23 protein-coding genes and 4 tRNA genes are annotated in these 18901 nt (G+C 65.1%); 22 read left to right on the top strand and 5 right to left on the bottom strand.

Annotation, left to right across the window (positions count from 1 at the left end; genetic code table 11):
• Positions 1 to 26: 26 nt before the first annotated feature.
• The 3 genes from ACSYG9_RS02505 (at position 27) to ACSYG9_RS02495 (ending at position 2193) form a co-directional block, all read left to right on the top strand.
• The gene (locus tag ACSYG9_RS02505) at positions 27 to 665 is read left to right on the top strand and encodes a hotdog domain-containing protein (protein ID WP_440125653.1); all 639 of its coding nucleotides are present in this window, start codon (positions 27 to 29) and stop codon (positions 663 to 665) included.
• A 71-nt stretch (positions 666 to 736) separates the two neighbouring features.
• Entirely contained in the window at positions 737 to 1669 is a 933-nt protein-coding gene (locus ACSYG9_RS02500; RefSeq protein ID WP_454842848.1) for an o-succinylbenzoate synthase, read from the top strand.
• Positions 1670 to 1752: 83 nt separating this feature from the next.
• Positions 1753 to 2193 carry a DUF6918 family protein gene (locus ACSYG9_RS02495; RefSeq protein ID WP_169690127.1) on the top strand — a complete coding sequence of 147 codons (441 nt, stop codon included), beginning with the start codon at positions 1753 to 1755 and terminating at the stop codon, positions 2191 to 2193.
• 117 nt (positions 2194 to 2310) lie between these two features.
• Here the strand turns inward: ACSYG9_RS02495 and ACSYG9_RS02490 are convergent, their stop codons facing one another.
• Genes ACSYG9_RS02490 through ACSYG9_RS02480 form a run of 3 tightly spaced genes read right to left on the bottom strand, consistent with a single transcriptional unit; the run spans position 2311 to position 4049 of the window.
• Complete coding sequence (locus ACSYG9_RS02490; RefSeq protein ID WP_454841039.1) at positions 2311 to 3087, bottom strand: VanZ family protein; 777 nt, start codon at positions 3085 to 3087, stop codon at positions 2311 to 2313.
• Positions 2994 to 3401 (bottom strand): hypothetical protein, encoded by a 408-nt coding sequence (locus ACSYG9_RS02485; protein ID WP_454841037.1) that lies wholly within the window; start codon positions 3399 to 3401, stop codon positions 2994 to 2996. The genes ACSYG9_RS02490 and ACSYG9_RS02485 overlap by 94 nt, the downstream gene beginning before the upstream one ends.
• Before the next feature lie 57 nt (positions 3402 to 3458).
• Positions 3459 to 4049 carry a flavin reductase family protein gene (locus ACSYG9_RS02480; protein WP_454841036.1) on the bottom strand — a complete coding sequence of 197 codons (591 nt, stop codon included), beginning with the start codon at positions 4047 to 4049 and terminating at the stop codon, positions 3459 to 3461.
• Positions 4050 to 4144: 95 nt separating this feature from the next.
• Between ACSYG9_RS02480 and menD the strand changes: the two genes are divergently transcribed.
• From menD to ACSYG9_RS02460, 4 genes are all read left to right on the top strand, one after another.
• Positions 4145 to 5764: a 2-succinyl-5-enolpyruvyl-6-hydroxy-3-cyclohexene-1-carboxylic-acid synthase gene (gene menD, locus ACSYG9_RS02475; RefSeq protein WP_440125649.1), complete on the top strand. Its 1620-nt coding sequence runs from the start codon at positions 4145 to 4147 to the stop codon at positions 5762 to 5764.
• Between the two features lie 50 nt (positions 5765 to 5814).
• Positions 5815 to 6246 (top strand): DUF3592 domain-containing protein, encoded by a 432-nt coding sequence (locus ACSYG9_RS02470; RefSeq protein ID WP_440125648.1) that lies wholly within the window; start codon positions 5815 to 5817, stop codon positions 6244 to 6246.
• A 125-nt stretch (positions 6247 to 6371) separates the two neighbouring features.
• A complete protein-coding gene (locus ACSYG9_RS02465; RefSeq protein WP_440125647.1) occupies positions 6372 to 7514 on the top strand; it encodes a glycosyltransferase in 1143 nt (380 codons plus the stop codon).
• Positions 7515 to 7589: 75 nt separating this feature from the next.
• Positions 7590 to 8288, top strand: coding sequence for a demethylmenaquinone methyltransferase (locus ACSYG9_RS02460; RefSeq protein WP_440125646.1), 699 nt, complete (start codon positions 7590 to 7592; stop codon positions 8286 to 8288).
• A gap of 45 nt (positions 8289 to 8333) precedes the next feature.
• On the opposite strand, the gene ACSYG9_RS02455 is transcribed toward ACSYG9_RS02460, so the two are convergent.
• On the bottom strand, positions 8334 to 9557 hold the full coding sequence (locus ACSYG9_RS02455; RefSeq protein ID WP_454842845.1) for a geranylgeranyl reductase family protein: 1224 nt from the start codon (positions 9555 to 9557) through the stop codon (positions 8334 to 8336).
• A gap of 144 nt (positions 9558 to 9701) precedes the next feature.
• Here ACSYG9_RS02455 and ACSYG9_RS02450 point away from each other — a divergent pair, with 144 nt between their 5' ends.
• Entirely contained in the window at positions 9702 to 10751 is a 1050-nt protein-coding gene (locus ACSYG9_RS02450; RefSeq protein WP_440125645.1) for a polyprenyl synthetase family protein, read from the top strand.
• A gap of 167 nt (positions 10752 to 10918) precedes the next feature.
• Entirely contained in the window at positions 10919 to 11734 is an 816-nt protein-coding gene (gene htpX, locus ACSYG9_RS02445; protein ID WP_240959921.1) for a zinc metalloprotease HtpX, read from the top strand.
• Between the two features lie 94 nt (positions 11735 to 11828).
• Here the strand turns inward: htpX and ACSYG9_RS02440 are convergent, their stop codons facing one another.
• Positions 11829 to 12320, bottom strand: coding sequence for a YajQ family cyclic di-GMP-binding protein (locus ACSYG9_RS02440; RefSeq protein ID WP_440125644.1), 492 nt, complete (start codon positions 12318 to 12320; stop codon positions 11829 to 11831).
• A 150-nt stretch (positions 12321 to 12470) separates the two neighbouring features.
• On the opposite strand from ACSYG9_RS02440, the gene ACSYG9_RS02435 reads away from it, so the two are divergent.
• From ACSYG9_RS02435 to rplL, 13 genes are all read left to right on the top strand, one after another.
• A tRNA-Tyr gene (locus tag ACSYG9_RS02435) sits at positions 12471 to 12553 on the top strand.
• Between the two features lie 273 nt (positions 12554 to 12826).
• Positions 12827 to 12899 (top strand) — tRNA-Thr (locus tag ACSYG9_RS02430).
• Positions 12900 to 12943: 44 nt separating this feature from the next.
• A tRNA-Met gene (locus ACSYG9_RS02425) sits at positions 12944 to 13016 on the top strand.
• 61 nt (positions 13017 to 13077) lie between these two features.
• Positions 13078 to 13245: a 50S ribosomal protein L33 gene (gene rpmG / locus ACSYG9_RS02420; RefSeq protein WP_031937658.1), complete on the top strand. Its 168-nt coding sequence runs from the start codon at positions 13078 to 13080 to the stop codon at positions 13243 to 13245.
• Positions 13246 to 13332: 87 nt separating this feature from the next.
• Positions 13333 to 13905: a (3R)-hydroxyacyl-ACP dehydratase subunit HadA gene (gene hadA, locus ACSYG9_RS02415; RefSeq protein ID WP_440125643.1), complete on the top strand. Its 573-nt coding sequence runs from the start codon at positions 13333 to 13335 to the stop codon at positions 13903 to 13905.
• A complete protein-coding gene (hadB, locus tag ACSYG9_RS02410) occupies positions 13892 to 14317 on the top strand; it encodes a (3R)-hydroxyacyl-ACP dehydratase subunit HadB (RefSeq protein WP_454841034.1) in 426 nt (141 codons plus the stop codon). The genes hadA and hadB overlap by 14 nt, the downstream gene beginning before the upstream one ends.
• 179 nt (positions 14318 to 14496) lie before the next feature.
• Positions 14497 to 14569, top strand: a tRNA-Trp gene (locus ACSYG9_RS02405).
• A gap of 33 nt (positions 14570 to 14602) precedes the next feature.
• Positions 14603 to 15028 (top strand): preprotein translocase subunit SecE, encoded by a 426-nt coding sequence (secE, locus tag ACSYG9_RS02400; RefSeq protein WP_454841032.1) that lies wholly within the window; start codon positions 14603 to 14605, stop codon positions 15026 to 15028.
• 48 nt (positions 15029 to 15076) lie between these two features.
• Positions 15077 to 15877, top strand: coding sequence for a transcription termination/antitermination protein NusG (nusG, locus tag ACSYG9_RS02395; protein ID WP_440125640.1), 801 nt, complete (start codon positions 15077 to 15079; stop codon positions 15875 to 15877).
• 79 nt (positions 15878 to 15956) lie between these two features.
• Positions 15957 to 16391 carry a 50S ribosomal protein L11 gene (rplK, locus tag ACSYG9_RS02390; protein ID WP_003937618.1) on the top strand — a complete coding sequence of 145 codons (435 nt, stop codon included), beginning with the start codon at positions 15957 to 15959 and terminating at the stop codon, positions 16389 to 16391.
• A gap of 110 nt (positions 16392 to 16501) precedes the next feature.
• Positions 16502 to 17215, top strand: coding sequence for a 50S ribosomal protein L1 (rplA, locus tag ACSYG9_RS02385; protein ID WP_440125639.1), 714 nt, complete (start codon positions 16502 to 16504; stop codon positions 17213 to 17215).
• A gap of 418 nt (positions 17216 to 17633) precedes the next feature.
• The gene (gene rplJ, locus ACSYG9_RS02380; protein WP_169689997.1) at positions 17634 to 18161 is read left to right on the top strand and encodes a 50S ribosomal protein L10; all 528 of its coding nucleotides are present in this window, start codon (positions 17634 to 17636) and stop codon (positions 18159 to 18161) included.
• Positions 18162 to 18287: 126 nt separating this feature from the next.
• Positions 18288 to 18674, top strand: coding sequence for a 50S ribosomal protein L7/L12 (rplL, locus tag ACSYG9_RS02375; protein ID WP_169689996.1), 387 nt, complete (start codon positions 18288 to 18290; stop codon positions 18672 to 18674).
• The last annotated feature ends 227 nt before the right edge of the window (positions 18675 to 18901 follow it).

Here is an 18901-nt window from a genome sequence, read left to right as displayed (position 1 = left end):
GCGTCGGGCGGATAACGTGCAGGATCATGAGCGAGCAGAACAATCGAGGCGGCGACGACGCATACGAGCATCACGGTGGCTTCCCCGTCTACGAACCGGTGAAAGCGGGACCGAACTTCGGTCGCTTCGTCGATGCGTTCCGCCGGTTGCAGGACCTCGCGGTTTCCACACACGCACCTGATGACGTCGTGGACCAGGCCATCGCGCAAGCGGAGGCTCTCGGGGACCTGCTCGAGTCCTACGAGGTCCGGGAAGGAAAGTCCCCGGCCGGTTTCAACGTCGATCTCCCCGGACGGGGCAGTCTGCTGCTCCCGCCGTGGACGATCGAGCAGTTCGATGCCGGCGGTGTGCGCGAACGAGGCCACTTCCGCCGCTACCATCTCGGGGGTAACGGCGCTGTGCACGGTGGCACCATTCCGTTGCTCTTCGATGACCTGTTCGGGATGGTGATCCACGCATCCGGACGGCCCATCGCCCGCACCGGTTATCTCCATGTCAACTACCGCAAGATCACGCCGTTGTGGGACGAACTCGTCGTCGAGGGTCGCGTGGACAGCGTCGACGGACGAAAGGCGTTCTGCAGCGCCGAGCTGCGCACCCTGGACGGCACTGTGCTCGCCGACTCCGAGGCGCTGATGATCGAATTGCTCCCGGGACAGCCGTGACGCCGTCCGGGACCGCGGCGATCCCACCACTGAATGAGGTGCTGGCAGCCGCGGTCGTCGTGTCGCTCCCGATGAGGGTGCGGTTCCGGGGTATCACCGCGCGGGAGGTCGTCCTCCTCGAGGGCCCGGCGGGGTGGGGAGAATTCGGCCCGTTCCCTGAGTACGACGACGTCGAGTCCGCCGAATGGCTGCGTTCCGCGCTCGAATCGGCATGGCTCGACGACCCCGCACCCCTGCGAGCACACGTTCCCGTCAATGCCACGGTGCCTGCCGTCGATCCCGAGCAGGTCCCCGGCATATTGGCGAGGTTTCCCGGTGCGCGTACGGCGAAGGTGAAGGTTGCCGAACGCGGTCAGGATCTCGAACAGGATCTCGCCCGGGTCCGTGCTGTGCGCGAATTGGTTCCCCACGTGCGGGTCGACGCGAACGGCGGGTGGAGTGTCGACGACGCAGTGACGGCCTTGACCGAGCTGGTTGCCCAGGTTCCTCTCGAGTACGCAGAACAACCCTGCGCTACGGTGCCTGAACTCGTCGAACTCCGTCTCAGGTTGGAGCGCAGCATTCCGGGTGGGATCCGGATCGCGGCCGACGAGAGCATTCGGCGGGCCGACGACCCGATGCGTGTGGTTCGGGCAGGTGGTGCGGACGTCGCGATCGTCAAAGTTGCTCCGCTCGGCGGCATCCGCCGGGTACTGGCACTGGCCGATGAGCTCGCAGACTGCGGAGTGCCGATCGTCGTGTCGAGCGCCCTCGACTCGGCCGTAGGAATGGGAGCCGGACTTGCGGCGGCCGCGGCACTGCCGGACCTCCCGTTCGCGTGCGGCCTCGGTACCGGCGGCTTCTTCACGGCGGACGTGGCGACCCCCCGAGCCATGTCGAACGGCACACTGCCGGTCGGTAGGGTTGCGCCGAGCCGGTCCGGACTCGACGCCGTGCGCGTCGATGCGGAGCGGGAGCGATGGTGGCTCGATCGAGTGCGCAGATGCCACGCCCTGCTCGAGTGACTGCGGAATAGGCGCGGTGTGCGTCGTCGTATATCGTTCGGGCGTCCCAACAGTCACATTCTTCACAAAACGGAGGCATGGAAGTGGTTGCAGCTCTCGGTGATGCCCTGCTCGGCGCCGATAAACTCCCGGCGGTCCAGAGCGACGTCCTCGCACTCATCGACGCTGAGGTGTCGGACAAGAAGGGCGCGTCGGGCCTCGCACTCAAGGGCGGATACGCCGCGGTGAAGAAGGTCGGCCCGTCGATCGTTCCGGGTGCCGTCGAAGGTCTCCTGCCCGACTTCGTCGAGCGGCTCCAGCCGTTCTGGGCGGACTTCGCAGGCAACGGCTCGTTTGCCGACTACCTCACCGCACGCGGTGACGAGGTCGCAAACGCGCTGCTGGGCGTGACCGACGACAAGATCGCGGGTAGCGACAAGGCCGCCGTCAAGAAGGTCTACGATTCGCTCCGCGGTTCGGCGCAGAAGCACGTCGTCGAGGCTCTGCCGCGTCTGGGTGACCTCATCCAGAAGCACGCTGCGTAGGCCTGGACTTTCGTCGACGGTGCCGCTGCGGCTTCGGCCGCGGCGGCACCGTCGTCTTCCGGGCTTCGTCCGGCTGTGTCAGTGCAACCTGACGATGCCAGTGCAACCTGACGATCGTCATCTGTCGGCCACGCGCACATCGGGGCTTCGGGTTCGGCTGTCGGACAAGCCCTGGCGCGCAAGGACACCCGGAAGACCACGTCCGTTCCGTGTGCTCAGCGCGGTCACCAGAGCCACGAACGCGAAGACCGGAGCGAGGCCACTGTAGGAACCGGGGAGTATCGCGAGTATCCCGTATCCGCCGATTCCGCCTGCGAAACGAGCGAGGCGTGTCAGCGCAGTCGGAAGCGAACCACCCGTGTAGCGGAGCCGTACCGCCTGATCGCCGAGTGTCCGACCGGTGAGCATCGTCATGACAAACCACATGGTGATCGCCACCGCGGTCGAAAGCACCTCGGCGACCCGCCCCTCGACGACCGTCGCGCGGTCTTGGGCCACGTAGAGGATGTAGGCCTGGACTGCGGTCCCCATGACAGCAGTCACCACCAAGTAACCGACCAGGTCGCACACCATTGCGAGCAGACGCCGCGGTTTCGTCACCGGCCGCGGTAGTCCTGGTGCATCGTTTTCGGCCGCACCGCGAAGCCTGCGAGGTACCAGCAGTGCCACCATCGAGCCCGCGATCGCGCCGACGGTGTTGGTGAGCAGGTCATCGACGTCGAAGACACGGTAGGCGCACGGATAAAGGCCCCACACGCCGGTCAGTTGAGTGAATTCGATGAACGCCGACAGCCCGAGCCCTACAGCACCCGCGGTGACCATCCCTCGTCCGCCGAGCGTGCGCAAGAAGAAGCCGAGGGGGACGAACAACAGGACGTTGAGAGCCAGCTGCATGAACGCGGTGTCTGCCAGTAGTGCGACAGGACCCCTGCCGCGTCCGACCACGCATTGTCGATATCACGGGTGAACGCGAACAGATCTGTGTTGACGTCCGCGCACTGAAGCGTCGCGGGATCGGGCAGCGGCAGCAGAGTGTAGGTCCAGATTCCCCAGCCGTAGGTCAGGGCGGCGGCCCAGGTGAGGGCACGGCCGATCGGGAAGGAGCCGTGCCGACGGTAACTCGCTGCAACGAAAGGCACGAGCATGACTGTGCCCGCTACGAAGCCGAGGAATACCGCGCTGGCGCCGAGCCTCAGCTGTTCATCCATATCGCGAGTGTGCCGTCAGTAGGTCAGCACCCGGGAAATTCCGGAGGGCTCGGCGAGTCAACTCCTCGGTCGATCGATGCTCCGAACGGCCGGCGTGAGCCCCCACTCGATCCGTCCGAGCCGGCTCGCAGGGGCGAGCAGCGCGAAGTCCGGCGCATCGTCCTCGGCGAGGACGTCCTGGCGCACGGTCATCGCGACAACGTCGCCCATGACGACGAATGAGTCGCCGACCTCGATCACCCGATGCAGCGTGCACTCGATCGAGGCGGGCGACTGCGCGACCCGTGGCGGGCGTACCCGTTCGCTCGGCTCGGCGTCGAGACCGACCGCGGCGAATTCGTCGACGTCATGCGCAAACGGTGCCGACGACGCGTTCACCTGGTCCATCAGCGGCACCGACGCGACGTTGATGACGAATTCACCGGTCTCCTCGATGTTGCGCAAACTGTCCTTCCTTCCCACCGACGTGAACTGAACGACGGGAGGGGAGGTACTCGTCACAGTGAAGAAGCTGTACGGGGCCACGTTCGCGACGCCGTCCGCGGACGCCGTCGACACCCATGCGATCGGGCGAGGCACGATTGTGGCGGTGAGCAGGCGATAGAACCGTCCGGCGCTGAGATCGGAAGGCTCGAAGACGGTGCGCATCACACCATTGTCGGCCCGGTGACTCGGGATGCCCCTGCGGGGCCCGGCTCGGGTTGCGACCGGGTGCTCGCCGGGCCCGCACTACCCTGGTCGTCGTGAACCCGTCCACCGCCCAGGCCACCGCTGTCGTCGATGAACTTGCTCGGGGCGGTGTCCGGGATGTCGTGTTGTGCCCCGGTTCACGCAACGCACCGCTCGCGTTCGCTCTCCAGGCCGCCGACAATGCGGGCCGCCTGCGATTGCACATGCGCATCGACGAGCGGACCGCGGGTTTTCTTGCACTCGGTCTGTCGCTCGCTTCCGGACGGCCCGTGCCCGTCGTCATGACTTCCGGCACCGCCGTGGCGAACCTGGGGCCCGCGGTCCTCGAGGCGAACTACGCGCGCATCCCTCTCGTGGTGCTCTCCGCCAACCGGCCGTACGAGATGCTCGGGTCGGGTGCGAATCAGACCGTCGAGCAGCTCGGATTGTTCGGCAGCCAGGTCCGCGCCACCATCAGCCTCGGACTCGCAGAGGGGATCGCCCAGAACAGCCAATGGCGGTCGGCGGTGAGCCGTGTTCTTGCCGCCGCTCGCGGAACCAGGTCCGGCAACGCCGGCCCCGTGCACTTCGACATCCCGCTGCGTGAACCGCTGGTGCCGGATCCGGGACCACAAGGTGCCGTGCCCGAGGGTCGGCCTGACGGCCAGGCCTGGACCACGACGGTGCACGCAACCCTCGATGTGCCGGTGGAGATCGACATCACCGCCGACACCGTCGTGGTGTCGGGGCACGGCTCAGCATTCCGGCCCGAACTTGCAGGACTCCCGACTGTCGCCGAGCCCACCGCACCGTTGCACGGGCTTCCGCTTCACCCCCTTGCCCTCACGCAGATCGCGCCGAAGCAGGCCATCATCACGGGTAGGCCCACCCTGCATCGGCCGGTGTCGCGTCTGCTCGCCGACCCGAACGTGGCCGTCTATGCGCTGACAACAGGCCCACGCTGGCCCGACGTCTCCGGAAATGTCCTCGCGACGGGAACCCGCGCAGTGATCTCAGGTTCGCCGGACGACGCGTGGCTGGAACGATGCCGTCAATTGTCCGCAGCCACCGACAAGGCGGTGCGGACCCAACTCGACACCCATCCGGACGCGACCGGTCTGCATGTCGCGGCAGTGGTGACCGATTCGCTGCGCGAGGGCGACCAGTTGTTGTTCGGGGCCTCCAACCCGGTACGCGACGCGGCACTCGTGAGCTATCCGAAACCGGGCGTGAAGGTGCTGTCCAACCGCGGAGTCGCAGGCATCGACGGGACGGTGTCGACAGCGGTGGGCGCAGCCCTCGCCTACGAGGAAGGACGAACCATCGCGTTGATGGGCGACCTCACCTTCCTGCACGACGCTTCGGGTCTGTTGGTCGGTACACCGGAACCTCGACCTCGCGACCTGACGATCGTCGTGGCCAACGACGACGGCGGTGGAATCTTCGAACTCCTCGAGCAGGGTGATCCCCAGTACGCGGGCGTCTTCGAGCGTGTGTTCGGGACTCCTCACGGAATGGATCTGGCGGCGCTCTGCGCGGCGTATCGCGTGCCGCACAGCCGAGTCGATCTTCACGGACTCGCGATTGCGCTCACCGACGTCAGCCCACCCGCCGGTGGCATCCGGGTCATCGAGGTCACGACCGACCGCGCCGGATTGCGCGATCTTCACGCGGCGGTGCGGTCGCGACTGTGACGACAGAGTCCGGCGTTCGAAGCGGGCGCACAGCGGGTGCAAACAGCACGGTGGCGGCGGTGACGCGCGCCCGGCGGGTTGTTCTCGCCATCGCCATCGGCATTTCCGCACTGTCGGTGATCCTGGTGCTCGGGGCGTGGCGCAACGATCACACGATCCGATCCGACATGGGCACCGCCTCGGCCGAGGTGTTGTCGGCGGGGTCACTGCGATCCGCGGTGAGCTTCGTCACCCCCGATGGGGTGACGCACAACCCCGAGTTGGGTGTGCTCTACCCCACAGGTCTCACCACCGGGCAGCGCATTGCAGTCGAGTATGCGCGCAGTGATCCGGATCTGGTCCGGGTCACCGGCCGGGATGCGCGGATCGCGATCGTGCCTGCAGGGTCGGTGATAGTCGTCACCTGGGTGATCGCCGGTGGGCTTCTCGTGTACCTGCGAAGGTTCTCCCGGACCGAGCCGGAGCCGTCCCCCCTCGAGTGAGGCAGCCGGGAGACGTCCGCCGCGGACGGCGGCGACGCCGCCCGGTACGAAACGTTCGCTTCGTCTTCGTCGGCCGGTCAACTCCCGCGCACCTCGTCGACCGGCGCGTCGTTCATGGTGGCGTGGTGCGAGTAGCCATCGTCGCGGAATCCTTCCTCCCGAACGTCAACGGCGTGACCAACTCGGTACTGCGGGTACTCGAGCATCTCGATCGCGGGGGTCACGACGCGATCATCGTGGCGCCGGACACCATTGCGGGACGCGCTCCCGCCCCCGCCGAGCATCTCGGTGTTCCCGTTCACAGGGTCCCCGCGGTGCGAGTGCCGAAGATCAGTTCGCTTCCTGTCGGGGTGCCTCAGCTCGACATGGTTGCCGCGTTGCGCGCATTCGATCCCCAGGTGATTCACCTCGCGTCGCCGTTTTTCCTCGGAGCAGGCGGACTCGCAGTGGCGAAGAGGCTGCTCGTGCCGACCGTCGCGATCTATCAAACCGATGTCGCAGGATTCGCGGAAAGCTACGGACTGGGGGTCGCGGCTCGGGTCTCATGGCGGTGGACGCGTCGACTCCACAGTGGATGTGACCGGACTCTCGCCCCGTCGTCGTCTGCGGTCGACGCGCTCGTCGCTCACGGCATTCCTCGCGTTCATCGGTGGGGGCGAGGCGTCGACATCGACAGGTTCGCGCCGTCGAAGAGAGACGACACACTGCGCGCGCAGTGGTCACCGGACGGGCGTCCGATCCTCGGGTTCGTCGGCAGGCTCGCACCGGAGAAGCACGTCGAGCGACTCGTCGACGTCGCGCAAGGTGGGGCGTTCCGGCTCGTGGTGGTGGGGGACGGCCCCGAGCGCGCTCGGCTCGAAGCACTGATGCCGGAGGCAGTGTTCACCGGACAACTCGATGGCGACGATCTGGCACGGGCGTACGCCAGCCTCGATGTCTTCGTCCATCCGGGCGAGCACGAGACGTTCTGCCAGGCGGTACAGGAGGCGCAGGCCAGCGGTCTGCCGACCGTTGTCCCCGACGCGGGTGGCCCCCGGGATCTCGTCGCACACTGTCGCAACGGGTACCGGCTGCCCACTGACCGGTTCGCCGAGCTCCTGCCGGGGGCGCTCAGTGCGCTTGCCGATACGCAGCTGCGGTCGGAGTTCGGTCGTGCGGCCCGTCGCAGTGTGCTCGGCCGCACCTGGCCCGTGATCTGTGACCAGCTCCTCGAGCATTACAGGGAAGTGCAAGGGGACACATCCTGCATGCTCCCGCGCACCGCGTAACCGTGGTCTCACAGCACCGGTACGCGGGGTGGTGTCGCGGCAGGGCCCGTCCCACCAGAAGGTAACGTTTCGGCCGTGGCAAAAACTCACGGATCGCGCGCATTTCTCGACAAGGAGCCGCGCGAGGTCGCGTCCATGTTCGACGGGGTCGCCGCGCGTTACGACCTGACCAACACGGTGCTGACGTTCGGGCTGGACAGGCAGTGGCGTCGTGCCACCCGAGCGGCACTGGATCTGGAACCGGGGGAGCGAGTGCTCGATCTCGCTGCCGGAACAGGTGTCTCGACGGTCGAACTCGGCCGCTCCGGCGCGTGGGTCGTCGCGACGGATTTCTCCAAGGGGATGCTCCACGCCGGTGAGTTCCGGAAGGTGCCCATGGTCGCGGGCGACGCGATGCGCCTCCCGTTCGCCGACGCCGTGTTCGACGCCGCCACGATCTCGTTCGGTCTGCGCAACGTCGCCGACACCGACGCGGCACTGCGGGAGATTGCGCGGGTGACCAAGCCGGGCGGTCGTCTCGTCGTGTGCGAGTTCTCCACGCCCGTGCACGAGCCGTTGCGCTCGGTGTACATGGAAGTGGTCATGCAGGCGCTTCCAGGAGTGGCCCGGCTGGTGAGCAGCAATCCCGACGCGTACGTCTACCTCGCGGAATCGATTCGTGCGTGGCCAGCGCAGGAAGAGCTCGCCAAGCGTATCGAGGCCGCCGGCTGGAGCGACGTGCGGTGGCGCAACCTCACGGGCGGCATCACCGTGCTGCATCACGCCGTGCGGTAACACCGCGCGTCTCAGAGGAGCCTATTTCTCAGAAGAGCCGATCTCTCAGGAGAACAGGGGCTGCCGATCCCATCTCATCGAGACTTGCCCGCTGGTCCGCCACACGCGGGCGACCAGATCGTGGTCCTCGTCGGTGACGAGATTTCCCATCACCCGCACGGCCACCGTCATCAAGGCGCGTGAGCGCATTCCCACGGGCCCGGTCGAGGGAAGGAACTTCGGTCGTGTGAGCAGGCCGGCGAGTCGCCGAGCTGTGGAAAACGCCCGGCCGTAGTGCTCCCGCAATAATGCCGGCCAGGTCTCGGTGAGGTCGTCGCTGTCGAGGAGATCGGCTATCAGCCGGCCGCCTTCGAGTCCGTAATCGATACCTTCGCCGTTGAGAGGGTTCACGCAGGCCGCGGCATCCCCGACCAGGGCCCAGTTGCGCCCGGCGACACCGGAGACCGCACCACCCATCGGGAGCAGAGCCGATGCGACGCGATTCACTTCGCCGAGTTCCCATTCGGAACGACGCTTCGACGCGTACAGCTCGATCAACGGACGAAGCGACCCGTTCGCGGGGCGTGCGGCGGTCGCCAGGGTTCCTACGCCGAGGTTCACCTCACCGGTCCCCAACGGGAACACCCATCCGTATCCGGCCTGCAGGGCCCCCGAGTCGTCCCGAAGTTCGAGATGTGACGTGATCCATGGATCGTCGCTGCGAGGGGAGGTCGCGTAGGCGCGGGCCGCGACGCCGTAGACCGTGTCGCGATGCCACTGCCTGCCGAGTACTTTGCCGAGCGGAGAGCGGACACCGTCGGCGACGATGAGGCGTCGGCAGGCGACGGTGCGCGGGCCGTCGGCCGTGCGGAAGACCACAGCGGTCACCCGATCACCGTCCCGCACCACGTCGACCGCCTTCGCGCCCTCGGCCATCCGTGCACCTGCCTGAACCGCGGTGCGGCGGATCCGATCGTCGAGTTCGGTGCGAGGGACCGCACTGCCCGACGACGGGAACGCTCCCGACGGCCACGGAAGTTCGAAGCTGCCTCCGAAACCCTCCAGCCGCAGTCCGCGGTTGACGGTGCGCGTGCGCACCCATTCGCCCAGCCCGAGCCGATCGAGCTCTGCGACCGCCCGCGGAGTCAGTCCGTCGCCACAGGTCTTGTCGCGGGGGAACGTGGCCGAGTCGACCAGAAGCACTTCGCGTCCGGATCGGGCAGCCCAGGCCGCGGCCGATGAACCTGCTGGACCAGCGCCGATGACGAGTACGTCGGTACTGTCGGGCATGTAGAACACGGATCGGTGCGGTTCTCCCGCGGAATTGTCGGCCACCACGAGTCCATCTTCTCAGGCGCGGATCTGCGCCTCGACGAGGTGGGCGACGAAACGAGCGGCTAGGTTCACTACCGTGGAGCCGAGCCGACAGACAGGATGGGTACTTCTGTGAGCACTGAGGGGACGGCGCCGGCCGCCGGCACGGTGTCGAACACCATGGTCGCAGGTGTGGAACTCGGCGACCCGGTCCTGGCCGAGAACGTGCGGGACGGGTTGGCCGCGGTCGAGACGTTGATGGTCGAAGAACTGTCCGACGGTGAAGATTTCCTGACCGAAGCGGCGCTGCATCTCGCGAAAGCCGGAGGGAAGCGGTTCCGGCCGCTGTTCGCGTTGCTCACGGGGCAGTTGGGGCCGAAGCCGAACGACCCGTCGATCGTGACGGCCGCGACTGTGGTGGAGCTTGTCCATCTCGCCACGCTCTATCACGACGACGTGATGGACGAAGCGACCGTCCGGCGCGGAGCTCCCAGTGCGAACATGCGATGGGGCAACAGCGTGGCAATTCTCGCCGGCGACTATCTGTTCGCCCACGCGTCCCGGCTCACCTCCACACTCGGGCCGTCAGCGGTGGAGGTCATCGCGAAGACGTTCGCCGAGTTGGTCACCGGTCAGATGCGCGAAACCATCGGTGCGAGCGAGCAGAAGGACCCGATCGAGCACTATCTGCGGGTGGTGTGGGAGAAGACCGGATCGTTGATCGCCGCTGCCGGCCGGTTCGGAGGCACGTTCTCGGGTGCCGACGACGAGCAGATCGAGCGGCTCGAGCGTCTCGGTGACGCGGTGGGCGTCGCATTCCAGATCGTCGACGACATCATCGACATCGCGTCGGATACCACGGACTCGGGTAAGACGCCCGGCACCGACCTGCGCGAGGGTGTCCACACCCTGCCTGTGCTGTATGCACTGAAGGACGAGGGACCCGATGCCGATCGTCTTCGAGAACTTCTCGTCGGTCCCCTCGAGGACGAGGCAATGATCGCGGAAGCGCTCGAGCTGCTCGGGCGGTCGCCGGGGATGGATGCCGCCAAGAAGACCTTGCAGACCTACGTCGATCAGGCGCACGCCGAGCTCGATGCGCTACCGCAGGGACCTGCCAACGAGGCACTACGTCGCCTGGTCGATTTCACGGTCGCTCGCGTCGGGTAGTCACCGGGAACCTCCGGGTTCGCTCGTCCGTTGCACGGGCAGGTAGATGGGACAGATGTCGCCGGGTCGGGCAGCGGAAGCGTTGTCCGACACGAGCGATCTCCGGGGAGAGGCGTGACGTGCACGGAAATGCCAACCGCCTGAAGACGGCAGGGCTGCTGATCGGGATGTCCGCGCTGATCGTGTTCATCGGTGCGCTGTTCCAGAACACGACCATCCTGGTGATCTCGGTTGTGATGGCCGTCGGTATGAACGCCTACGCGTACTTCAACAGCGACAAGCTCGCACTGCGGGCGATGCACGCTCAGCCGATCACCGAGGTACAGGCACCGCAGATCTACCGCATCGTGCGCGAACTCGCGACGACCGCGCACCAGCCCATGCCACGGCTGTACATCAGTCCGACCAACGCACCCAACGCGTTCGCGACCGGACGAAACCCCCGCAATGCCGCGGTGTGCTGTACATCGGGCATCCTGCAGATTCTCGACGAACGCGAACTCCGCGCTGTTCTCGGTCACGAGCTGTCGCATGTGTACAACCGCGACATCTTGATCTCGTCGGTCGCAGGTGCGATGGCCGCGGTGATCTCGGGACTGGCGAACTTCGCGTTCTTCGCGAGTGCGTTCGGCGGCAACCGTGGGGGTGGTGCGAACCCCCTCGCGTTGTTGCTGGTGTCGCTGCTGGGCCCGATCGCGGCGACCGTCGTCAAACTCGCCGTCTCGCGTTCACGCGAGTATCAGGCCGACCAATCGGGGGCCGAGCTCACCGGCGACCCGCTGGCGCTGGCCTCGGCCCTGCGTAAGCTCGAACGCGGCACCCAGGCCGCACCGCTGCCACCGGAACCCAAATTGGCGGCCCAGTCGCACATGATGATTGCGAACCCGTTCCGGGCCGGCGAGAAGATGGGCCGGCTGTTCTCGACTCACCCGCCCATGGCCGATCGGATCGCTCGGCTCGAACGCATGGCGGGTCCGCTCTGAGCCTGCAGGCACAGCGCGGGTGCCTTCTTCGAGCTCACAGAAGGCGCCCGCGCGTCCGGTGTGGGGACGGAAATGGGGTCGGTCCGCGTCGTTCTCAGCGGTAGTTGACGAACTGTAATGCGATATCGAGATCTGCGTTCTTCAGCAGTGAGATCACCGACTGGAGGTCGTCGCGCTTTTTGCTGCTCACTCGCAGTTCGTCGCCTTGGATCTGGGCCTTGACGCCCTTCGGGCCTTCGTCGCGGATCAGCTTGGAGATCTTCTTCGCGTTCTCCTGGGAGATGCCCTCCACGAGTGAACCGGTGAGTTTGTAGGTCTTTCCGGACTGGGCCGGTTCACCTGCGTCGAAGGCTTTGAGAGAGAGATCGCGCCGGATCAGTTTCTCCTTGAACACATCGAGTGCTGCGAGGACGCGGTCTTCCGTGTCGGCGGTGATCGTGATGGACTCCTCGCCTGCCCATCCGATGGAGGCGCCGGTGTTGCGGAAGTCGAAGCGGTTCGCGATCTCCTTCGCTGCCTGGTTGAGGGCGTTGTCCACCTCCTGGCGATCGACTTTGCTCACCACATCGAACGACGAATCAGCCACGTTGAGAATCTCCACTTCGGATCGGTCGGTAGGGGTCTTGTGCAGCCGACGTTATCGCTTCGCGCAACCCCGTCACCACCCGGTTTGCAATTGAGGGGGGTCTGCGTTGTATTCTTCCAAACGCATCGAGGAGCAATCCCGATCGCACCCGGCAGATTGCCCGAGCGGCCAATGGGAGCGGACTGTAAATCCGTCGGCGTATGCCTACGTAGGTTCGAATCCTACATCTGCCACACAGAACAACCCCGGTTCCTCGAACCGGGGTTGTTCTGCATTTACAGGTACTGCCGCATTTTCAGGTACTGCTGTAGGTGGCGGACTCCGGGGTTATCGGCAAGTGCTCGTCGACGGACCGTTCGCCCGGATGGTTCGCCGTGCGGGCACCGGTAGCGCTCTCGTGGTGTCCGTAGGACGTTTACGTGCACCGACCTGCCGATTTTGTACTCACGGCGAGTGTGTGTAATCTTTTGGAGGCCGCAGGGAGCAGAGATGCTCACGGTGGCCGCGCCCCCTTAGCTCAGTCGGCAGAGCGTTTCCATGGTAAGGAAAAGGTCGACGGTTCGATTCCGTCAGGGGGCTCGCTGGATTGGAGTGACGCCGATACATGCGACACTCGACACCGAGGCGGTGTAGCTCAGTTGGTAGAGCAAACGACTCATAATCGTTGCGTCGCCGGTTCAAGTCCGGTCACCGCTACCGAAGTAGAACGAACCACCCTGATCCGAAGCGATCAGATTTACGCGAAAGAAGGCATCCCGTGGCCTCCTCCACCGACGTTCGGCCGAAGATCACCCTGGCCTGCGAGGTGTGCAAGCACCGCAATTACATCACGAAGAAGAACCGTCGTAACGATCCCGACCGCCTCGAGCTGAAGAAGTTCTGCCCGAACTGCGGCACCCATCAGGCGCATCGCGAGTCGAAGTAGTCTGTTCGGGATCGACGTCGACGCGTGAGCTCTCCGCAGTGCCGCCCACGCCGTTAGGCGTTGAGCGGAATTGCGGAGGTTTTGCGTATGACTGGCACTCTCATGAATGAGCAACCCGTGGACGTGACCGAACGGGCCGGGATCCCGTTCGATGCTGCGGCTCACGCCGCGTCCATGGTCGGGCACCATTACCGCGTCGACGACTTCTACGAAGTCGGCCGCGAGAAGGTCCGTGAATACGCCCGCGCCGTGCTCGATACTCACCCCGCGCATCACAGCGAAGAAGCTGCCAAAGGTCTCGGATACGACGGCCTGATCGCGCCGCTGACCTTCGTGTCGATCATCGGGATGATTGCCCAGCGCAAGCTGTTCGAGGAGATCGTCACCGGATACGACCTCAGTCAGATCATGCAGACCGATCAGCGGTTGGTCTTCCACCGCCCGATCCAGGTCGGCGATCGACTGTTCTGTGACGTGTACCTCGACGACTTCCGTCAGGTGGCAGGCAGCGACATCATCACCACGAAGAACGTCATCACCGATCAGTACGACAATCTCGTGCTCACCACGTGGACCACGCTTGTCGGCCGCACGGGCGGTGAGGTCGACGCGAACATCGCGGAGGCTGTCAAGGATGTGATGATGCATGACGCTCCGTAGCTTCGATGACGTGACGGCGGGCGAGGAACTTCCTTCGCGTGTCGTGACGCTCACGCGTGGAAACCTGGTCAATTACGCCGGTGTCTCGGGTGATCCCAACCCGATCCACTGGAGCGACAAGGTTGCCGAACTTGCCGGTTTGCGCAACGTGGTCGGACACGGCATGCTCTCCATGGGCATCGCCGCCGGCTTCGTCACCGACTGGCTCGGCGATCCGGGTGCCGTGAACGAATACAATGTTCGTTTCACGAGCCCGGTGTTCGTGGAGGCCGATCAGGCCGCCGCAATCGAGTTCACCGGCAAGGTCAAGTCGGTGGACCCGGTCAGCAAGACAGCAGTGGTCGCGATCGTGGCGAAGTCCGAAGGGCGTAAGATCTTCGGGCGAGCCACTGCAACGGTCCGCCTGGCCTGACGGCCTTGCGGATTGGGTAGTCCCGGGGCAATGAAGTACACTAGGGCTTCTGGGATCGCATAGCGCAGCGCGCTGCTCTTCGGTACTTGTGATGTACCGGTGGGGTGGCGCGCGTGTCATGTGGTCGCAGATCGGCCGATCTGCGAGGTGTCGAGGTTTCGACACTCATGGTCGGCCAAAGGGGCGTAGCTCAATTGGCAGAGCAGCGGTCTCCAAAACCGCAGGTTGCAGGTTCAAGTCCTGTCGCCCCTGCACCCGGACTGCCCAGCGATCGAGAGGAACGATGTGAGCGAGGAGCGCGGTAGGCGCGACGGCGGCACCGGAGGGTTTGCACCCGGTGACGCTGGAACGGAAACCGGCGCAACCCCCGACGCTTCCTCCTCGGTCCCGCGTCCGAGTGGTAAGCGCGCAATTCGCCGTTCCGGCGCCGCGCAGACATCGGTTTCTGCCGACGTAGAGGGCTCACGTGCCCGCCGGTCCGTTGCCAAATCGGCCGACCGGCCCGCTGCGCAGAAGTCCGAAAACATCTTCAAGCGCCTGCGTCGATTCTTCCGCGAGGTCATCGCGGAACTTCGCAAGGTGATCTGGCCGAATCGCAAACAGCTGACGACCTACACGCTCGTCGTCATTGCGTTCGTGACCGTCATGACTGCGTTCATCTTCGGATTGGACCTGGCGTTCGCCCAGGGCGTCAACTGGTTGTTCGGCTAGCGCGTACGCGCGCCGGCAAATTGTGATCGACGAGAGGAAAGTGCCCCGGTGAGCACCCCCGAGAACGACTCCTACGAGCCCTCGGACGACGAGCGCGTTTCGGACGAGGTCGTTGTCGACGAGGCAGTCGTCGACGAGGCAGTTGCCGACCAGGCGGTCGTCGACGACCCCGAGACCGAAGAGTTGGTGGAGGCGGACGCTGCGGTCGCCGCTGAGACCGCCGACGATGTCGATCCTGCGGCAGCGCTCGAGAAGCAGCTGCGTCTCGAGCCGGGCGACTGGTATGTCATCCACTCGTACGCCGGCTACGAGAACAAGGTGAAGACAAATCTCGAGACCCGAGTGCTGAACCTCGACCTGAGCGAGTACATCTTCCAGGTCGAGGTGCCCACCGAAGAGGTCACCGAGATCAAGAACGGTCAGCGTAAGCAGGTCAACCGCAAGGTGCTGCCCGGCTACATCCTGGTGCGTATGGAGCTGAACGACGAATCGTGGGGCGCCGTGCGCAACACGCCCGGCGTCACCGGTTTCGTCGGTGCGACGTCTCGGCCGTCGCCGCTGACGATCAAGGAGGTCGTGAAGTTCCTCCTTCCGCAGCAGGAGAAGAAGAAGCCCGCCGCAGGTGCACCCGCTGCAGGCGAGCAGGCGCCTGCAGCCGCAGGCAAGCCGGCGATCGAGGTCGACTTCGAGGTCGGTGAGTCGGTCACCGTCATGGACGGTCCGTTCGCGACATTGCCCGCGTCGATCAGCGAGGTCAACGCCGAGCAGCAGAAGCTCAAGGTCCTGGTGTCGATCTTCGGTCGCGAGACTCCCGTGGAATTGTCTTTCACGCAGGTCTCGAAGCTCTGATCAGCTGATCGTCTCGACACACGAAAGCTTGCAGTAGGAATACGCAAGAACCACACCGAGCAAGAAACTAGGAATAGAGATGCCCCCCAAGAAGAAGAAGATCGCCGGGCTCATCAAGCTCCAGATCCAGGCCGGCCAGGCCAATCCGGCCCCGCCGGTCGGTCCCGCGCTGGGTCAGCACGGCGTCAACATCATGGAGTTCTGCAAGGCCTACAACGCAGCGACCGAGTCGCAGCGCGGCAATGTGGTGCCCGTCGAGATCACGGTCTACGAAGACCGGTCGTTCGATTTCAAGCTGAAGACTCCTCCTGCCGCCAAGCTGCTGCTCAAGGCTGCCGGTGTGCAGAAGGGCTCCGGCGAGCCGCACAAGACCAAGGTTGCCAAGGTGACCATGGATCAGGTGCGCGAGATCGCGAAGACCAAGCAGGAAGACCTCAACGCGAACGACGTCGAGGCCGCCGCGAAGATCATCGCGGGCACGGCACGCTCGATGGGTATCACCGTCGAGGGCTGACCCTGGCGGCGTCGCCCGCCGAGTCGACTCAGCAAGCAAGCGTGGGAGGGCCGGCCAGGCCCGCACCACTCCCGAAACATTCACCCACCGGTGAGAAGTTAGGAATCAACATGGCAAAGCGCAGCAAGGCTTACCTCGCCGCCGCCGAGAAGATCAACCCGGACACGCTCTACAGCCCGCTCGATGCGGCGAAGCTGGTGCAGGAGACGTCGTCCAAGAACTACGACGCCACGGTCGAGGTCGCGATGCGCCTCGGTGTGGATCCGCGCAAGGCGGACCAGATGGTCCGCGGCACGGTGAACCTGCCGCACGGCACGGGCAAGACCGCTCGCGTCGTCGTCTTCGCTGTCGGTGAGAAGGCCGCAGAGGCCGAGGCTGCCGGCGCGGATGTTGTCGGTGCCGAGGATCTGATCGAGCGGATCCAGGGCGGATGGACGGACTTCGACGCCGCCATCGCGACCCCGGACCAGATGGCCAAGGTCGGCCGCATCGCTCGTGTGCTCGGCCCGCGCGGTCTGATGCCGAACCCGAAGACCGGTACGGTCACCCCGGACGTTGCGAAGGCCGTCACGGATATCAAGGGCGGCAAGATCAACTTCCGCGTCGACAAGAACTCGAACCTGCATTTCGTGATCGGTAAGGCGTCGTTCGGCGAGACCAAGCTGGTCGAGAACTACGCTGCTGCTCTCGACGAGGTGCTTCGTGCGAAGCCGTCGAGTGCGAAGGGCCGCTACATCAAGAAGGTCACTGTCGCGACGTCCACCGGACCGGGCATCCCGGTGGATCCGGCGCGTACCCGTAACCTCCTCGAAGTTGCCGAATAGGCTGCGGTAGCACCTTCGGACGTTCTGCGAACGCAACGAGCGGTCGGCACGGAGTTTCTCCGTGCCGACCGTTTTGCATTCCGGCCCTGCCGTCCGCTATTCTTTACATCGTAGTTCGGCATTGTGCCGATCTTCACCCCGATCATGTTCTACCCAAGACCGTTGGTCACCTTTTCCGTATATGGAATCGGTTGAAGGTCCGGATTTGTCCGGCGGCCCACGCAGGAGGACGAGGTTAGGGAGTGCGAGAGAATCTGCGTCGAGCCTTCGGGCCGGAGCCGAATTCCACCGCCTTCTCCTTTACGCCCCGTGTGCCCTGCGCCGGGGCGTTCGTCGTTTCTCGGCCCAACGCCTGTCGCAGGTGGGACGTCCCGTTCGGGACGCCGGGAAAACGACTGAAACTGAGAGGAGGCGAAGTATGGCAAAGCCCGAGAAGGTCTCCGCAGTTGAGGAGATCACCGAGCAGTTCAAGACCTCGACGGCCGCTGTGGTCACGGAATACCGTGGCCTGTCGGTGGGAAGTCTGACCGAGCTGCGTCGCGCGCTCGGAGAGGGTGCGACCTACTCCGTCGCCAAGAACACCCTGGTCAAGCGTGCCGCCGCTGAGGCGGGCGTCGAGGGTCTCGACGACCTGTTCGTCGGTCCGACCGCCATCGCGTTCGTCAAGGGCGAGCCGGTGGACGCTGCGAAGGCCATCAAGGCGTTCGCGAAGGACAACAAGGCACTCGTCATCAAGGGCGGGTACATGGACGGCGACGTGCTGTCCGTGGACCAGGTCAACAAGATCGCGGACCTCGAGTCCCGCGAGGTGCTGTTGGCCAAGCTCGCCGGTGCGATGAAGGGCAACTTGGCAAAGGCTGCAGGCCTGTTCAATGCTCCCGCTTCCCAGGTGGCTCGCCTTGCGGCCGCCCTGCAGGAGAAGAAGGCGGCAGAAGAAGCCGCCTGACGCTGATCCGCATCACCGCGAATCTGCATCACCGCGAAAACAGATACATCCAGGCATGCCCCGGCATGCACCCTCCCAATCGGTCGCGGATCAGCGACATGGGACTTATCAGGAAGGACCGCCACCATGGCGAAGCTCACCACCGAAGAGCTGCTCGACGCGTTCAAGGAACTGACCCTGCTCGAGCTCTCGGAGTTCGTGAAGGCGTTCGAGGAGACCTTCGAGGTCACCGCTGCTGCTCCGGTTGCCGTCGCTGCCGCCGGTGCGCCGGCCGCTGCTGCTGAGGCCGAGTCCGAGCAGGACGAGTTCGACGTCATCCTCGAAGGTGCCGGCGAGAAGAAGATCCAGGTCATCAAGGTCGTGCGCGAGCTCGTCTCCGGCCTGGGCCTCAAGGAAGCCAAGGACCTCGTCGAGGGTGCTCCGAAGCCGATCCTCGAGAAGGTCGCCAAGGACGCTGCCGATGCTGCCAAGGCCAAGCTCGAAGAGGCCGGCGCCAAGGTTTCCGTCAAGTAAGACGGTTCACCACACTCGCGCGGGATTTTCCCGCGCGTAGTGGCGCGCACATCGAAGCCGCCCCCATGGATCTCGAATCCGTGGGGGCGGCTTTTTTGTGGTGCGTGGCGAATCTTCTCCTATTCGGAATCGCGCGCGTGTTACGGCACATCGCGCTCGATTTCCGAATACCGTACCCACTGTGCATCTGTGCAGGTCATCGGATAAGTCTGCCTATGTAAGTGGCA

The organism is Rhodococcus sp. SJ-2 (genome assembly GCF_053750035.1).
Note: the sequence above shows the minus strand (reverse complement) of the source record. Positions and strands in the feature narration are given on the sequence as shown.

Bases quoted from the DNA above. Each gene is read 5' to 3' on its own strand.
- ACSYG9_RS02505 (WP_440125653.1), top strand. From the start codon at position 27: ATGAGCGAGCAGAACAATCGAGGCGGCGACGACGCATACGAGCATCAC.
- ACSYG9_RS02500 (WP_454842848.1), top strand. From the start codon at position 737: ATGAGGGTGCGGTTCCGGGGTATCACCGCGCGGGAGGTCGTCCTCCTC.
- ACSYG9_RS02490 (WP_454841039.1), bottom strand. From the start codon at position 3,087: ATGCAGCTGGCTCTCAACGTCCTGTTGTTCGTCCCCCTCGGCTTCTTC.
- ACSYG9_RS02485 (WP_454841037.1), bottom strand. From the start codon at position 3,401: ATGGATGAACAGCTGAGGCTCGGCGCCAGCGCGGTATTCCTCGGCTTC.
- ACSYG9_RS02480 (WP_454841036.1), bottom strand. From the start codon at position 4,049: ATGCGCACCGTCTTCGAGCCTTCCGATCTCAGCGCCGGACGGTTCTAT.
- ACSYG9_RS02455 (WP_454842845.1), bottom strand. From the start codon at position 9,557: ATGCCCGACAGTACCGACGTACTCGTCATCGGCGCTGGTCCAGCAGGT.
- ACSYG9_RS02450 (WP_440125645.1), top strand. From the start codon at position 9,702: ATGGGTACTTCTGTGAGCACTGAGGGGACGGCGCCGGCCGCCGGCACG.
- htpX (WP_240959921.1), top strand. From the start codon at position 10,919: ATGTCCGCGCTGATCGTGTTCATCGGTGCGCTGTTCCAGAACACGACC.
- hadA (WP_440125643.1), top strand. From the start codon at position 13,333: ATGACTGGCACTCTCATGAATGAGCAACCCGTGGACGTGACCGAACGG.
- hadB (WP_454841034.1), top strand. From the start codon at position 13,892: ATGACGCTCCGTAGCTTCGATGACGTGACGGCGGGCGAGGAACTTCCT.
- rplK (WP_003937618.1), top strand. From the start codon at position 15,957: ATGCCCCCCAAGAAGAAGAAGATCGCCGGGCTCATCAAGCTCCAGATC.
- rplA (WP_440125639.1), top strand. From the start codon at position 16,502: ATGGCAAAGCGCAGCAAGGCTTACCTCGCCGCCGCCGAGAAGATCAAC.
- rplJ (WP_169689997.1), top strand. From the start codon at position 17,634: ATGGCAAAGCCCGAGAAGGTCTCCGCAGTTGAGGAGATCACCGAGCAG.
- rplL (WP_169689996.1), top strand. From the start codon at position 18,288: ATGGCGAAGCTCACCACCGAAGAGCTGCTCGACGCGTTCAAGGAACTG.